Source organism: Pseudomonas sp. GW822-FHT02E03 (assembly GCF_058802325.1).
This window is the reverse complement of record NZ_JBXAOA010000019.1, coordinates 1-15,742: the sequence shown is the minus strand read 5'-3', so window position 1 is coordinate 15,742 and position 15,742 is coordinate 1. Positions and strand designations below refer to the sequence as shown.

Annotated in this window: 15 protein-coding genes; 9 read left to right on the top strand and 6 right to left on the bottom strand. The window is 54.3% G+C overall.

Annotated elements, in window-relative coordinates:
- Positions 1-91: 91 nt before the first annotated feature.
- The 5 genes from AC1RQB_RS15865 to AC1RQB_RS15845 all read right to left on the bottom strand — a co-directional run bounded on the left by AC1RQB_RS15865 (position 92) and on the right by AC1RQB_RS15845 (position 7,579).
- Positions 92-1,387, bottom strand: coding sequence for a tyrosine-type recombinase/integrase (locus tag AC1RQB_RS15865; protein ID WP_063341178.1), 1,296 nt, complete (start codon positions 1,385-1,387; stop codon positions 92-94).
- Complete coding sequence (locus AC1RQB_RS15860) at positions 1,387-2,379, bottom strand: hypothetical protein (protein WP_063341177.1); 993 nt, start codon at positions 2,377-2,379, stop codon at positions 1,387-1,389. Before AC1RQB_RS15860 ends, AC1RQB_RS15865 begins: the two co-directional genes overlap by 1 nt.
- Positions 2,376-4,424 (bottom strand): tyrosine-type recombinase/integrase, encoded by a 2,049-nt coding sequence (locus AC1RQB_RS15855; RefSeq protein ID WP_081235224.1) that lies wholly within the window; start codon positions 4,422-4,424, stop codon positions 2,376-2,378. The genes AC1RQB_RS15860 and AC1RQB_RS15855 overlap by 4 nt, the downstream gene beginning before the upstream one ends.
- A complete protein-coding gene (locus tag AC1RQB_RS15850; RefSeq protein WP_493094823.1) occupies positions 4,417-6,546 on the bottom strand; it encodes a hypothetical protein in 2,130 nt (709 codons plus the stop codon). The genes AC1RQB_RS15855 and AC1RQB_RS15850 overlap by 8 nt, the downstream gene beginning before the upstream one ends.
- A gap of 226 nt (positions 6,547-6,772) precedes the next feature.
- Positions 6,773-7,579 (bottom strand): deoxynucleotide monophosphate kinase family protein, encoded by an 807-nt coding sequence (locus AC1RQB_RS15845; RefSeq protein ID WP_198537188.1) that lies wholly within the window; start codon positions 7,577-7,579, stop codon positions 6,773-6,775.
- A 44-nt stretch (positions 7,580-7,623) separates the two neighbouring features.
- On the opposite strand from AC1RQB_RS15845, the gene AC1RQB_RS15840 reads away from it, so the two are divergent.
- From AC1RQB_RS15840 to AC1RQB_RS15805, 8 genes are all read left to right on the top strand, one after another.
- Positions 7,624-8,031, top strand: coding sequence for a dTMP kinase (locus AC1RQB_RS15840; protein ID WP_259333001.1), 408 nt, complete (start codon positions 7,624-7,626; stop codon positions 8,029-8,031).
- Positions 8,024-9,010, top strand: coding sequence for a DNA polymerase III subunit delta' (locus AC1RQB_RS15835; protein ID WP_063341175.1), 987 nt, complete (start codon positions 8,024-8,026; stop codon positions 9,008-9,010). The genes AC1RQB_RS15840 and AC1RQB_RS15835 overlap by 8 nt, the downstream gene beginning before the upstream one ends.
- A gap of 43 nt (positions 9,011-9,053) precedes the next feature.
- On the top strand, positions 9,054-9,410 hold the full coding sequence (locus tag AC1RQB_RS15830; protein WP_008067789.1) for a PilZ domain-containing protein: 357 nt from the start codon (positions 9,054-9,056) through the stop codon (positions 9,408-9,410).
- A gap of 14 nt (positions 9,411-9,424) precedes the next feature.
- On the top strand, positions 9,425-10,216 hold the full coding sequence (locus AC1RQB_RS15825) for a TatD family hydrolase (protein WP_063341174.1): 792 nt from the start codon (positions 9,425-9,427) through the stop codon (positions 10,214-10,216).
- 394 nt (positions 10,217-10,610) lie between these two features.
- Positions 10,611-11,249, top strand: coding sequence for a TetR/AcrR family transcriptional regulator (locus AC1RQB_RS15820; RefSeq protein WP_008067794.1), 639 nt, complete (start codon positions 10,611-10,613; stop codon positions 11,247-11,249).
- A gap of 139 nt (positions 11,250-11,388) precedes the next feature.
- The gene (locus AC1RQB_RS15815) at positions 11,389-12,357 is read left to right on the top strand and encodes a GTP 3',8-cyclase MoaA (RefSeq protein WP_008067796.1); all 969 of its coding nucleotides are present in this window, start codon (positions 11,389-11,391) and stop codon (positions 12,355-12,357) included.
- A 216-nt stretch (positions 12,358-12,573) separates the two neighbouring features.
- Positions 12,574-13,179 (top strand): DUF4823 domain-containing protein, encoded by a 606-nt coding sequence (locus AC1RQB_RS15810; protein WP_007903975.1) that lies wholly within the window; start codon positions 12,574-12,576, stop codon positions 13,177-13,179.
- Positions 13,180-13,195: 16 nt separating this feature from the next.
- A complete protein-coding gene (locus AC1RQB_RS15805; RefSeq protein ID WP_063341173.1) occupies positions 13,196-13,756 on the top strand; it encodes a DUF1285 domain-containing protein in 561 nt (186 codons plus the stop codon).
- A 57-nt stretch (positions 13,757-13,813) separates the two neighbouring features.
- On the opposite strand, the gene AC1RQB_RS15800 is transcribed toward AC1RQB_RS15805, so the two are convergent.
- Complete coding sequence (locus AC1RQB_RS15800) at positions 13,814-14,686, bottom strand: esterase/lipase family protein (protein WP_008067800.1); 873 nt, start codon at positions 14,684-14,686, stop codon at positions 13,814-13,816.
- Between the two features lie 248 nt (positions 14,687-14,934).
- Here AC1RQB_RS15800 and AC1RQB_RS15795 point away from each other — a divergent pair, with 248 nt between their 5' ends.
- On the top strand, positions 14,935-15,651 hold the full coding sequence (locus tag AC1RQB_RS15795) for a FadR/GntR family transcriptional regulator (RefSeq protein ID WP_007903969.1): 717 nt from the start codon (positions 14,935-14,937) through the stop codon (positions 15,649-15,651).
- The last annotated feature ends 91 nt before the right edge of the window (positions 15,652-15,742 follow it).

Here is a 15,742-nt window from a genome sequence, read left to right as displayed (position 1 = left end):
CCCCAACCCACTTCCCTCGACCCTCACTCATGGACAGCTTCGCGGCATGCCGCGGCTTCGGCGCTCGCTCTTGGCTAACACGTCTGAAGCACTACAAAATCTTTATCCCGTTAGTCTTTTCAAGAAAATCGGCGACGCTTTCATCGGGAGCCGTCACCAGCTCATTCACGCCACCCCTGCTTCGATGAATCAGCATGCGTGCCATATCAACGTAGTACTTAAAAGTAGTGCTTATATCTTCGTGACCCATCTGATTTTTCAGCACTTCACCCGCTGCCAAATTCAGCACGTCAGCCGCCTCAGTCATGATGTCCTTGCCAAATGTACGAATCAGATACTGTGTCGGCCACCAATGCCGGGTCTCATAAAACACAATTTTTTCACGAAAACTCGGGTTTTCTCGTATCGCTTTTTTCTTGGCATCGGTCGTCCGGTTCGAGATCTTTGCAGGCGTAACAGGGTCGCCCTTCTCGTTTAAAAACAGGATCGACGGGGGGCAGCGCTTCCCATACTTCTCCTTGTATTTGCGTGCTCGCTCCGCATAGAAAGGCTTGATATATGCGTTCTCCAGAACCTCAAGATCCTTCATGTTGAGGGTAATGGTCCTCGTTTTTTTACCCTTACTCTCGTGGACGGTGTACTCAACGGTACTCTCGCCCTTGGTCATCTCGGAATAGCTCAAAATGTGCTCGTTCTTACCTGCTCCGATGTAAGGAAATTTGCAAAGATCCATCGGCCGCATAGCGCTGCCCAACCCGAGACTGAACATGGCCTTGTAAACCGGATCGGTATAGCTTTTGAGCAATATCTTGATCTCATCATTGGTGATGAGCGAATTGGATTTCTTTTGACGACTTTCCTTGTCTAGCACCGTGATGTTTTTAGCACTGATACTGACTTTCGCTTTTGCTCTGATGTAGCTCAGCATTTGCTCGTTTTTGAAGTCCGGAATCCACGTCTTTAGGTCTATTTTGACGTTCGTAAGGTGACCACTGGCGTTTAGCCATTGGAAAAATATAAGCAATACCTTGGCATCTTCGAAAATAGTTTCCGACGATGGCCTAGCGCTTTGTCTCTTCACGCGCTCAGCTTGCCTACTTTCCTGCCAACGCTTGATATCTCTGTTATCTGCCAGAATGTGATACGTGCTTGCGCTTCTGCCGGCAAATTTTTCCTCTGTCGAAAGGAAGCTAAAGAACATCGCGATGATGCTGGCATAGCGGTCCGACGTCTTGATAGAGGAGAGGGTCGAGGAGTACAAAAAAATATTGGGATAGCTCAGCAGTACCTTTTGCCCCGCCTCTTCGGCTATCAAGATGTAGTGCTTCACATACCTATTGCTCTCAACGCTCTGATAGGCGATTTGTGTTTTTTTGATCGAAATCATCAGTCGCCCTGCTTCACTTTGAAGTACACGAGCTTCTCTATTTTTTCACTCATAGAGAGGGGGGTGGCCTTCTCCGCACACTTCAGTTCATAGGTAGGAATGTCACGGAAGTAAAAATTCTGCTGCGCCTTGAGCACTGCGACAGCTGGGCAGTAAGGGACGTAAACGCTCACAACGTAGTCGACCTCAAGGCGGCGTAGGAACATGTTCAGGCTGGAACTTGAAAACACGGGCAACTGAACAATTGCGTGGTAGTGGGCATTCTCACAGCGAAAATTGGCTGCAAAAAGCTCAAATTGAGAGCAGTACCGGTCAGCAAAAATGACCAGATGAGGGCTTTTCTCCTTGGTGAGGCTATTCAGTTTTTTGCAGACCGCTGAGGTCGCCACCTCTTTGGCATCTTCGACTTGGTCGGCTGCATCCGGGTCGCCGTTTTTTACTTTCGAAAAAATGGTATCCAGGTTGTACCTGATGATCATTTTATTCTGAGGGGGGTCATTCTGAGCTTGAGCAGGTTGTCTCAGAGCTTTCGCTTTCTCTTTGGTGAGCTGCAATTCCAGCCCATCTATCTGTTCTATGAGCGACTGCGTATGCAGAGATTGCTTCTCTAGCGTGCTCCGGACCTCGCTGGAATCGAGCAAGGTCAGGTCGTTGTTCATAAGGGTAGTGATGTGGCTCTTAATCGCCTGATCCAGCGCTTTCTCGTGCTTCAGCTCGATCTGCGCAAGCTGCGTGCGCAGCTCCTGCAACTGAGCTTGGCTCTGCGCCAGAAACCGATGGCTGGAGTCGTTTTCTCCGTCCTCCAGCAGTTCAGTGATAGGCTTTTCGCCTTTGACATAGGGCTTAAGATCGCCATAGTTTCGATTGAACGCCTGGCGGGAAATACCGCCACGATCAGCCAAATCCTCAATCTTCAGCTTCTTGCCGCTACCCCCAAACTGATGCTCCGCGATGAGTTTGATCAGCTTCTTCCTGGTGTTCACAGTGCTCATGCAGAGGCCTCCATAAGACTGATCAGTCTTTGCTTGGACTGCTTGCTGTTGTTCAGATTTTCCAGGTGCGATTCGTGAGCCTCAATTCGCTTGAGCAGCGAGGTCTTCACAGACTTGGATATCCCCCCCGTCGCGTTGCTCAATAGCGCTTTATAGAAAACGATGTTGTCTTGAATCGACTGTTTTGCTTTTTCGACGACCACCGCATGGCGGCATTCGATTTGGCAATTGCTTGGGTCAGGCATAAGGTTTTCATCAATCAGCGTCTTACCCTTCAAGCAAGGAGGCAGATTCTCGATGGTGAAATGCTCCGCGCTAACGCAATAGGTGCCCATTGCCGTGCGGTTGATAAAAATGGGCTCGCCTGAAGTGATCAGGTGAGTCACGTAAACAAGAATGGACGTCTTGAGCTGCTTCCCGGAGAAATCAGCCGGCCGCTCGGCGATCTGAGAGGCCAGTCGATTGGCGGTTTCTCCCGAGTACGCTCCGTCCCTAACCGCGCTTACGATTTCATGAAACTCGTGAGTAAAGTTTTCTTCGAGAGCCTGAGCCACCGACCTCACGAGATACGGGTTACGCGCGATGTACTTCATGCTCATCGTGTAACTGTGGTGACCAAAAAGGAAGCGGATAAGGTCGATGTTCCGCTCGTCTCGGTTGATCAATATCTCTGCGATGGTCTTTCGGAAGCGGTGACAGTGAATCCTGTCGACATTGATCTGGCTTTTCAGCTGAATGATGAGGGTGTTGATGATCGCTGGTGTGGCTTTATTGAGCGGCTTCACGCTTTGGTTTGCTTGGAATAGAAAACCTTCACGCTTGAAAGGCTCGATGCTGCGCAACTCCTCGAATTCGCGAATTTTCGAGCCGACGAACTCGGGCAGCGGGAGCGCTTGCGTTTCTCCTTTATAGATTGGGTCCTTGCTTGTCTTTGTTCGAGTGACGGTGATCCAGAACACTCCGTTTTCATCGGTGTAAACGTGACCGAATTTCACGCGGGACAATTCTGACTTCCGCATCCCCGTAACCAGGGCCAACATGATGAAGATGGCATTCCTGATGTGGTCTAGCGTGATGCCGTAATCTGCAATCCAAGTGTAATTGTACTGAGGGCTCCTTTTGTGCGTAGCGATTCGTTTGGCATAGCCAAGCACTTTTTTACCCTTAATCTCAACGTTGAAGAGCTTTTCAAAGGTGGGCAATTCTTGAGCACGACCAATGCTGTAGCCCGCGATCTTCTGGTAGCTATTTTCCTCAATGTGTCGCTTGGCTGCCAAAACGTGCGGGATCGCCTCTTCCAGCCAGAACAATGAATAGTCCATGAGTTTTTCAAGATCTGACTCAGAGTAGGGAACCCACGTCTGCATCAACCCTGTGAAGTGCGCAACGATGTCGCGCTGCCTCTCCTTGGTATCGATCTTGCGAAGGTCTGCCTGTAAGCAAAGCTCTGGGGGTATTAATTTCTGAGCCGACAGGGCGCCCCAGAAACGAATGAAGAAATACAGCTCTCTGTAGTCAGAACTCGCTTGGCTATTTTTGGCTTCATCGAGTGCAGCTAGGAGCATTGGCGTCGAAATGATCTGAATATGAGCCGGCGTCGCATTGAGCTTGTTCGCTTGGAACACGTATTTCTCTAACACACGATACGCGTAACCCTTACTTCTGGTCGTTGAGTAACTACGGATCGCGTTGAACGGTGAGAAGTCGGGGATCAGATGGAAGATGATCGCGCGCTTTAAAGTGTTCGATCCTTCCTGCGTGCGATCGAATTTAACGCGGTTAGGAAACGTGTTGTTCGCATTTTCAAATGGCCACACAGGATCGCTATAGCGCGCGTAGTCCGACACAGAAAATGATCCAGTCGGATCAAGCTCCAGTTTTTTGGCCAATCCAATATTGCTTCCTGGCGCCACATTCGACTCATGGATCAAGTCAGCCAGCTCGGAGAGAGCAGCGTCTTGCCGATCCAGCTCAAATTCAGCGATCAGCTTCGCATCAAGCGAATCTTCGTCATCTGGGATTTCCGTTGCATTGAAATCAGTCATCGGACTGACCCTCGTCTAATTGGCCCTGCTCAATTACACGGTGCTCAAGCTCATGCTGCCCAAGCCCGTCCCGATCAGGTTGAGCTTGGTCAAGCAGGCCCTCATCAAACTGCCCCTCATCAAACAAGATCCGGAGCGATGCCAGGTCCCGCGGAAGCAATGGATTGTGTTTACGCTGGTAGCGAGCTGCGAGCCTAACCGCATCGTCGTCGCCCCACTGATCGAGGATGTATTCGATGATTTGCTTCTCGATCTCAAGGCCAGACATGTATCTGGTGGCCTCTGGTCCTTCGAGTTGCTCCTCGATATGCGCCAGACGCTCTATTAGGAAAGGCAGTGACTCTTCAAAGACGCGAATCTGGCTGCATCCGAGGCAATGTTGGATGTAGCAGCATTTCTTCCCCGGGGTGATGTAGCGGGCAGCGCCGATCCAATCCGGAGAGAGCTGATTCGCGCATCCCCATAGCGCATTTTCCTGACCCGGGATGGTGAAGATCTTAAGCTCAGCTGCGGCGTCCTTTTGGGCACGATTTCCGAGCAGCCCAGTGAATTGACGAGCGCGCAGGAGAGATACGATGGCCTCCAGCTCGCTTCTCAGGCGTCCTTTACGCCCCTGAGTCGCTATGCCCGAGCTGTCGTAATAAATGTCGGTGGTATTGACATTGCTATGGCCCATCTGAGTGCTAAGGAAGCTCAGTGGGTGATCCTTGCGCTTGTAATGCTCCCAAGTAGGGCGCAAACGTCGAGTTAGATCCTTCGCACCTTCCAGGCGACGTCCGTTCTCAAAAATGGGATACGCACTCAAAAACGCACGTATTCCTTGCATAAAAGATTTTTGATTGCTGATGGAGGAATGACGTCCTCCTAGACCGCCCCATTCGCCCCAGGGACGCAGAAAACAAAAGAGGCGATTCATCGACTCGTCATCGTGACTGACTGGCATGACGTCGAATGATTTGTCTCGCAAAGGTTCGGTCAGCGTCTTCGCAAGCTCGATGAGATTGAAAATCGAATAGGGATCGTTTTTATCGCTCTGCGCAACAATCTGTTTGGGGTCGAAATAGGGCTTCCCGGTACTTTGGGATTTGTTCTTTTCTGAAAAAATAACCGCTAAGCTCTCTCCTATTGCACCAGTCAAGACGTGCTCAAAATTTTCCTGATCCAAAGACAATACTGATTCTTTGTTCCAGCCCGACTGAAGCATGAGGAATAGAACTATCGCGCTGATATCAATCGCTGTTGGAAAGTATTCGCTCAGAAGATCGTCCAGCATCGGCAACCTTATGTTCGAATCAGTCCTATTGCAAATGGTGTATCGATGAAGTATCAGTTTGACGACGTTGTTGCACTGCTTCAGTGTTTGAATTCCCTTGCGCGCATAAGTAGTGGCAATCTCAGGCAGCGGAAGATGAAACGGGTAATCATGAGAAATGAGCGTTTTTAGTACGCGAAGGTCGTCTGGCCGCCACTGGTACATTCCCTGGGGGGCGTCTGTTGGGTCGAAAGGGATATCTAACAAGTACGCAGATGCTTCATCTTCGTAAAGCTCTTTGAATGCAGGAACGGCACGTGTCAACATACCTATGTGTATAAGCTCGGGATCGTTGGTATAACGAAGCTTTTGGAACAGTTTATCTTTCTTCAGCTGGCGAGATGAATCCTGCGCATAACACTGATACCAGCGAAAAATATCGGCCCGTGTAAATGTTGGGGTTAGTTCTTTTAAAACGCCTTCGTATTCATAAGGCTCCACATTGGCGAGCTTTTCTCGAAAAGTAATTTTCGAACGCAGTGTGTCGATATGGCTGATCAGCGCCTGTGTCAGCTGAGCATAAGCATCCGGGAAGAGAGGCTCAGTTTTCTCTCTGGCATCCCGTTCAATTGCAGGCAGGGCGATTGGCGGTAGAACCTCTGACAGCTGGGCGGCTACGCTCATCGCAGACCGTAGCTTGTCCGCGTAGTCGATGGGCCTTTCGAGCTTACGGATAAAGCGCTGATACGCGAAAAACGTTTCGTGAGTGATATGGATATAGTTGGTGATATGCAGCGGAGGAGGGTTGTTACTGTTGTTAACCTCCATGAAATCAAAGAACGTATTAATAGCCGATCTTAGAAGGTACACGCTCGCGTAGGTCACCGTCGGGCCATATGATGTGAACACGTAGTGCAAAGAAAGGCATATATTTAGGCTTGGGGAATACGCTGGATGATCCAGGTAGTTGCACGCTATGGTGCGCCCGCAGGTTGTTTGGATTGTTATCGGACTTTGTTCTTGCGGGCGTGGTTGTGGCTGCATTTATAGTCTGCTGGAATTGGGCGGTGATCGCGTGTTTTTGGTCTTGGCAATCTTAGTGCGTCGGGTGGATGTTGCTCCACGCACTTTGAACTTGCTGTTCCAATTCCTCAAGTGTACCACTGTTTTTTATGACGAGATCACCGTCTTTGATTTTTATGCCAAATTCCGAAGAGTGCGATCGAACTTTTTCAGCGTCGGGTCTGATGATGTGCCAGATGCGACCGTTATGCGACCTTAGATATTCCGCTTCGTTCTCGAAGCGTATGTCCTTGATTATAATGATGTCTGCGAGTTTACTCTTAGTATGATTTATACTCGGGGTTGCGACCGGCAACTTTGATCTCGTTTCTCTATATGCGGGGATATATTTTTCGCAGAGATTTTTGATCAATTGGAAGGTTTGCTGAGGAGCCATCATCCAAAAGGTGTCGATCTCACTCTCCATCGCTTCATCCCAAGTCTGTTCATCGGATAGACCGAAGAACGCCTGAGCTGCCAAACGGATTGGAGCGTCTGATCTTTTGAGCTGATCAGGGGTAGGGGAGGGAGAACCTATTGCAGGATGGTTGATATGCCGATCAGCGCGCATCAGCCAGTGATCCGCGTTATGATTCCGCAGCCAATCAGTCCCGACCTGCTGGAACATCTGGCGAGGCGACATCTGCCAGAGAGGGATTTCTTTCTCTTTATAGGCATCGGCCCAAGCTTCCTCATCAGACAAACCGAAGAGAGCTTGGCATCCTAATTTGAGCGGATCAGCCAATGCGAAGGCTGAGACGTTCTCATGCTTGAGTAGCATGGATGCAACGGTGTCTTTCCCGGAACGGGCTAAAGCTGCCAAGCCGATGATGATCCTCATTGAGGCCTCGGGACGATTGATGACAAGGAAATTATAGGTTTTTCATGTGTTTACATTCCAGTCAAAACGAAACTAATAGGTCTATGTTTACATTTATCTCCGACCGGAAACAAGATTCGACTTATGCCTATCAGGGCGGTGGGCGCGGTTTGTCGCTGGAGCGCATTGCGACCCTCGAAACATTCGTCCAGGGCGATTTGCGCCCGGACTTGACGCTGATTTTCGATCTGCCGGTAGAAGTGGGTCTGGCCCGCGCCAGCGCCCGCGGTCGGCTGGACCGCTTCGAGCTCGAAGGCCGAGCGTTTTTCGATGCGGTGCGCACTGCCTTCCTCGAGCGTGCCAAAGCGGATCCTGCGCGTTATGTCCTGGTGGATGCCGCTCAGCCGTTGGCACAGGTTCAGCAGTCTCTGGATGCCTTGTTGCCACGTCTGCTGGAGCTGACCCGTGGCTGAAGCCTATCCGTGGCAGGACAGTCTTTGGCAGCAATTGGCCGGCCGTGCCCAGCACGCCCATGCCTATTTGCTGCATGGCCCGGCCGGGATTGGCAAGCGTGCGCTGGCCGAGCGTCTGATGGCCCATTTGTTGTGTCAGCGCCCGACCGCCCAAGACGCCTGCGGTGAGTGCAAACCCTGTCTGCTGCTGAAGGCTGGCAGTCACCCCGACAATTACATTTTGGAGCCGGAAGAAGCAGACAAGGCGATCAAGGTCGATCAGGTTCGTGATCTGGTCAGCTTCGTGGTTCAGACCGCGCAGATGGGCGGGCGCAAAGTGGTGCTGATCGAGCCAGTCGAGTCGATGAACATCAACGCCGCCAACGCCTTGCTGAAAAGCCTTGAAGAGCCGTCCGGCGATACTGTTTTGCTGTTGGTCAGCCACCAGACCAGCCGTCTGCTGCCAACCATCAAGAGCCGTTGCGTGCAGCAAGCCTGTCCGTTGCCAAGCGAAGCCATGAGTCTGGCCTGGTTGGCCAGCGCTTTGCCGGATTGTGCGCAAGAAGAGCGCATTGAGCTGCTTACCCTCGCCGCCGGTTCGCCATTGGCCGCGGTCAAATTGCAGGCACAAGGCGTGCGCGAGCAGCGGGCTCTGGTGGTCGAGGGCGTGAAGAAGTTGCTCAAGCACCAGCAATCGCCGACCCAGTTGGCCGAGGAGTGGAAAACCATTCCCATGTTGCTGCTGTTCGACTGGTTCTGCGACTGGTCGAGCCTGATCCTGCGTTATCAATTGACTCAGGATGAAGCCGGGCTGGGGTTGGCGGACATGCGCAAAGTGATTCAATACCTGGCGCAGAAATCCGCTCAGGACAAAGTCCTGAATATCCAGGACTGGATTCTCGCCCAGCGGCAGAAAGTGATGAGCAAAGCCAACCTCAATCCTGCGTTGTTGCTAGAGGCGCTGTTGGTGCAATGGGTATCCTTGCCTACCCAGAAGTGACCGTCTGACACTAGACTCTGATCATCAGACAGTGGAGGTCAACATGAACGAACCCATCAGTCCGGGGCCGCGCAATGGCATTTTGTCCTTGACCATCAAGGACAGGGCCGTGCTCTACGCGGCCTACATGCCGTTCATCAAGAACGGTGGCCTGTTTATCCCGACCAACAAAAGCTACAAGTTGGGCGATGAGGTCTTCATGTTGCTGCACCTGATGGACGAACCGGAAAAGATTCCGGTCGCTGGCAAGGTTACCTGGATCACCCCCAAAGGTGCCCAGGGCAATCGCGCCGCCGGGGTTGGCGTGCAGTTCAACGAAGGCGACGACACCGCGCGCAGTCGAATCGAAACCCATCTGGCCGGAGCCCTGAAGTCCGACCGTCCCACTCATACGATGTAAGTTGCAGCCCTTTTATGCTCGTAGATTCCCATTGTCACCTAGATCGCCTCGACCTCACCGCCCACGACGGTTCCCTGGATGCCGCGCTTGATGCGGCCCGTGCGCGTGGCGTAGGGCACTTCCTGTGCATTGGCGTCAGCGCCGATAACGCCGCTGACGTCAAAGCGCTGGCCGAACGTTACGACGATGTTGACTGTTCGGTCGGCGTGCATCCACTCGATGTGCAGCCGGGTGCCGCACCGGCGCTGGATTGGCTGTTGCACGAACTCAATCATCCGCGGGTGGTAGCAATCGGTGAAACCGGCCTGGATTATCACTACGAGCCGCAAGCGGCAGCGTTGCAGCAGGAATCGTTCCGTCTGCACCTGCAAGCAGCGGGGCAGACCGGCAAACCGGTGATCATTCATACCCGTGGCGCCCGGGCCGATACCCTTGAACTGCTGCGCGAAGCGGCACTGCCTCAGGCGGGTGTGCTGCATTGTTTCACCGAAGACTGGGAAATGGCCAAGGCTGCGCTGGACATGGGGTATTACATTTCCTTGTCCGGTATTGTCACTTTTCGCAATGCCGATGCCCTGCGGGATGTGGCCAGCAAGGTACCGGCTGACCGGTTGCTGGTGGAGACCGACTCGCCGTACCTGGCGCCGATCCCTTATCGCGGCAAACCGAACCTGCCGCAATACGTACGCGAGGTAGCGGAATTTCTGGCAATGTTGCGAGGTGAGTCCTACGAACGATTTGCCGAGCAAACCACCGAGAATTTCAAGCGTTTGTTCCCGTTGGCGCACGTCAGGGCACCGGTGTAACGTTAGAAAAGATCGCAGCCTTCGGCAGCACCTGTGGGGCTTTGGCCGCTGAATCACAGGCAAAAAAAACCCGGGTTCTGGGGGGGGAATCCGGGTTAAGACCATTAGGAGTAAAACAAAGGCACGCAATCCGTTGGTACCTTCATCGGCGCGACACTTGGGGGAGATGCCTCGCCGACAGTTGAAGTATTGATCAGTATTGCGCCGAGTCCAGTTTAGCTGGTCGGGTTTTTAAACAAATTTGGAATACGCGCGCTTCGGTTGAGTTCTCATCAACCCTCAAGGTGGCGCGAATTCATCAAGAAACACAGATATGGTCGGATGATCCGTGCATTTTGGCGTAAGTTAGGCATAATACGCGGCTTCGAATTTTGACCCCTACAGACCTTTTCTTATGCATAAAGAACCTCGTAAGGTCCGTGAGTTTCGTCGCCGCGAGCAAGAAATTCTCGATACCGCGCTCAAGCTGTTCCTCGACCAAGGTGAAGACAGTGTCACCGTCGAGATGATTGCTGATGCCGTCGGTATCGGCAAAGGCACGATCTACAAGCACTTCAAATCCAAGGCGGAGATCTATCTGCGCCTGATGCTCGATTACGAGCGCGATTTGAACGAGCTGTTGCATTCCGCCGATGTCGATAAGGACAAGGAAGCCCTGTCCCGGGCCTACTTCGAATTCCGCATGCGCGACCCGCAACGCTATCGGTTGTTCGATCGCCTGGAAGAAAAGGTGGTCAAGGGCAACCAGGTGCCGGAGATGGTCGAGGAACTGCACAAGATCCGCGCCTCGAACTTCGAGCGCCTGACCCTGCTGATCAAGGGCCGGATCAGCGAAGGCAAGCTCGAAGACGTGCCGCCTTACTTCCATTACTGCGCGGCCTGGGCTCTGGTGCATGGCGCGGTGGCGCTGTATCACTCGCCGTTCTGGAGCAATGTGCTGGAAGATCAGGAAGGTTTCTTCCAGTTCCTGATGGACATCGGCGTGCGCATGGGCAACAAGCGCAAACGCGATACCGACACGCCGAGCAACTGAACCCGTCAGTTGCCTTGTTGCGCCATGATTTAGCTACATGGCGCAGTACCGCAGGAATATACTCAGGCATAGGGCTTGCTAAAACTTGATTTGTGAGTCAAGTTTTGCGTGTTCGAATCTTCTTTCGCCGGAGTGATCCATGATCGTTGACCGTCAAGGCAGGCGTTTTCGCAATTTGCGGATCAGTCTGACCTCAGCCTGCAATTACGCTTGTACTTACTGCGTGCCCAACGGCAAGCGGCTGGTGGCTGCGCAGGATGAGTTGTCGGCCGAGGCCATGGCACGCGGCGTGGCCTATCTGATAGAGGCCGCGGGCATCGAGCGTTTGCGCATTACCGGTGGCGAGCCATTGGTCAGTCCCAAGCTCGAAGCCTTCATGACTGCCGTCGGGCAGATGGGCCTGGCGGACATCAGCCTGACCACCAATGGTCAGTTGCTGGCGAAAAAGCTGCCGCTGTTGGTGGATGCCGGTATTCGGCGCATCAACGTTTCCCTCGATACTCTGGATGCCAGCGCCTTTCGCAGCATTGCGCGCGGTGGTGATCTGGCGACCGTCCTCAACGGCATGGACCAGGCCGCAGCGGCCGGTATGAAGATCAAGGTCAATATGGTGCCGCTGCGTGGTCAGAACCTTGATCAGGTAATGCCGCTGCTCGACTACTGCCTGGAGCGCGGCTACGAGTTACGCTTTATCGAGTTGATGCGCATGGGCCACTTGGCCAGCGACTCCAATGCCTTCCTGCAACAGTTCGTCAGCCTTCAGCAGTTGCTGAGCCTGATCGGCGAACGCTACGAGTACCTTCAGGCCGACGCGCCAGTCGATGCCACGGCGGTGCGTTACCAGATTCCGGGGCTGGGCCACTTTGGCGTGATCGCCAACGAAAGCGTTCCGTTTTGCCGCACCTGTTCGCGTCTACGCTTGTCGTCTACAGGTTGGCTGCATGGCTGCCTGTCGTCGAGCAATCGTCACTATGTCGGCGATTTGTTGGATAAACCTCGTCACCAGGCGCTGCCGGCGTTGCAGCGACTGCTGGTCAAAGCCTTGGGCGACAAGCAGGAAGTGGCGTTCTCCGGTGGTGCGACCATCATGAAGATTATTGGCGGCTGATCGGGCCTCATCGCGGGCAAGCCACGCTCCCACAGGTCATCTGTCGGATGCAGAAACTGTGACCGACAGATGACCTGTGGGAGCGTGGCTTGCCCGCGATAGCCATCTTCCAGTCACCCCAAAAACACCCGACACATCCCCTGTACATTGAGCTGGCGCGGAAGCTGCATCCCATGGCCATTCGCCGGTTTTCCGTCACCGGCTCTGGAGGGTAGGATGCGTAGCCTGGTTTTGCTGCTGGCCGTTTTGGCGCTTGGTGGCTGCATGAATGTCAGCGATATGGCCGAAGGGACTCGCTACCACATGAGCGACGCCGGCCTGCTGGACCACAGCGACAGCCGTCGCGTGAATAACTTCCGCATTCAGCCGGACTCGTTTATCTACATCGCCCAAGGTGCTTTCGTGCCGCCGGGCAATGCCTACCCGCGACCTAACGTGGTGGCCGAAGAGGCCTTCAACGGCTTTATCGAATATTTCCCGATGGTCCGCCGCGCCCGCGCGCCGGAAGGCCTTGACGCTGCCATGGGCGAAGCCCGTGCCGCCGGCGCCCATTACCTGCTGTACACGCGTTTCGCCAAGGCTGACGACCGCATCGGCAACTCGGACGAATGGCTCGACCAGGAACACGTGGATCGCCTCGGAATCGACAACGGCGTGATTCAAATCATGTTGATCGAGACCAGCACCCAGTATTTGATTGATACTGCACGTATCAAGAGTCGTGGCGGTTTACTGACGTTCCACGACAACAAGCCAGAAGACTTGCTGGGCCCGCCGCTGGAGCAATACGCTCGTAGCCTGCTGGGGCTCAGCGACCAGTAATTCAAAGGAGAACGCCATGAGTGGCCCGCAAAAAGCCAACGATCTGTTGGGGCAAATCCCCAAAACCAAAGGCTTGCCGCCGGTCCACTTGTGGAACCCCGACTTCTGCGGCGACATCGACATGCGCATCGCCCGCGACGGCACTTGGTATTACCTGGGCACGCCGATCGGGCGCAAGCCGATGGTCAAGCTGTTCTCCACCATCATTCGCCGCGACGGCGATGATTACTTTCTGATTACCCCGGTCGAAAAGGTTGGCATCAAGGTCGACGACGCGCCGTTCGTGGCGATTGCCGTGGAGGTCGAAGGCGAGGGGGAGGCCCAGGTCTTGCGCTTTACCACCAACGTCGATGAAACGGCCGATGCCGGCGTCGAGCACCCTATGCGCGTGGTGATCGATCCGGTAACTCAGGAACCCGCGCCGTACGTGCATGTGCGCACCAACCTTGAAGCGCTGATCCACCGCAATGTGTTCTACCAACTGGTGGAGCTGGCGGTGAGTCGTGAAATCGACGGGCAGCGTTGGCTGGGCGTGTGGAGCGGTGGCGAATTCTTCCCGATCGGGCTTGAGCCATAGTCGATTGAGCGTTGGCAACGAAACGGCCCGTTATTGCAACGGGCCGTTTTTTTGGGCTTACAAACCTTTACTCTTGAGCCTGGCGGCATGTTCAAGGTAGAGCATGACCGGGCTCACGTTCCAACTGTTGATCCCTGCCATCTGATTGACTGCGTCGAAATGGTCCATGGGGTAATCCGATCGGATCACTTTGCCCAAGTGAGAGCTGTAGCGGCCGACCAATCCATCGTTGGCGTGCTCCTCCTTGTAAAACAACTTCGACAGCACTTTACAGTTCAAATGGGTCGGGTCGAGGAGTTGCAGGCTTTGGAAGTTCTGTACGATCCCGCTCCAGGAGTAGTAATACACGCCGTTTTCGATTTCGTTGCCTTCGCCGCCCCAAACCTTTGGCACCCCTTGCGGGTACTTGCGATTGAAGGCAGCCAATCCCGCGCTGGTCAGCGATTCGAATGCCGCTTGAGGGTCCACGGGATTTTCCGGGTGGCCGCTGATCAACGAAATGAAGGTGCCGACTGCGCCCAACAGCGCCAGTACGAATGCTTCGGGCAACTCTCCGGGCGTCAGCGCCTTATGCAATTGGTCGGCAATCTCGGACCCGTGATTGGGGCAACTGACGGACGTGACCGACGCGACCTTTTCCGGGTGCAGCGCTGCTACGTAGCGTGCGGCCAGAGGGCCTTGGCTATGGCCGATCAGATTGACCTTGGCAGCTCCCGTTTCCAGCAAAATGCGGTTGACGTGCTCGAGCAGTTTTTCACCGCGTTCCTCATTGCCGTTGACGGCTGGAATATTGACCGCAAACACCTGAGCGCCGGCGCGTTCAAGGGCTTCCTCGATTTCGAAGAAGTAGGGGTAACCGGCGATTTTATCGAAGCCGAAAAGACCGTGAACCAACACAATGGGGTATTTCGTAGACGCATCCATGTCCATGTTCATACCTATCGATAGCGGATTTGAAGGGGAACAGACCGCTGACTGCCTGATCTGTTGCGGCTAACCGTAGTTTACAAAGTGGATGGGATCAAAGCGCTTCGAGCAGGATTCGGACGAACAGCCGTGTCCGTATGGCGAGGCATCTGAAAATCCAATTGACACCCAATCATATGATGATTAGCGTGGACACCCATCGCGAACGGCGTTGTGTCGTTTGTTTTTTATTACCGGTCGACGAGGTGCCCATGTCCAGCAGTTTTCATGCGTCGACGGTCGATTGGCTGGGGTGCTGGATTGCTGCCGGCCAGGTCAAACCCGGCGAAACCATCAAAGTCGAAGCCGATTTGGGCGAGCAGCTCGGTGTCAGCCGTACGGTCATCCGCGAAGCCATCAAAACCCTGGTCGCCAAGGGCATGCTCGAAGTCGGGCCGAAGGTCGGCACGCGCGTATTGCCGGTGCGTCGCTGGAATCTCTTCGATCCTCAAGTCGTCGGCTGGCTGTCGCGCAGCGGCTTGCCGGAAAACTTCGTCGACGACCTGCTCGATCTGCGCCGCACCATTGAACCCATGGCGGTGCGCTGGGCCTGCGAGCGGGCGACGGTGGAACAAGTGCAAGCCGTACTCCAGGCCTATAACGCGCTGGAACGGGCAGTGGACAGCGGCGTCGATTACAACCGCGCCGACCAGTTCTTCCACGAGTGCATCCTCGCCGCCAGCCACAATCAATTCATCGAACAAATGGTCCCGGCCCTCGGCGCGTTGCTGGCCGTGTCTTTCGAAGTGTCTGCCGCCGACCCGGACGAACTGCGCCGAACCTTGCCAATCCACAAAGACATGGCCGACGCCATCGCCGCCCGGGATGCCGCGCGGGGTGTGTGGGCCTGCATGACGCTGATCGATAACGCGGACCTGGCGATCAAACGCTTCTACCCGCAAGTCATGGCCGACAAGAAGGCCAGCTAACAATAAAGAACCCTTGTGGGGGGGGGGGGGGGGGGGGGGGGGGGGGGGGGGGGGGGGGGGGGGGGGGGGGGGGGGGGGGGGGGGGGGGGGG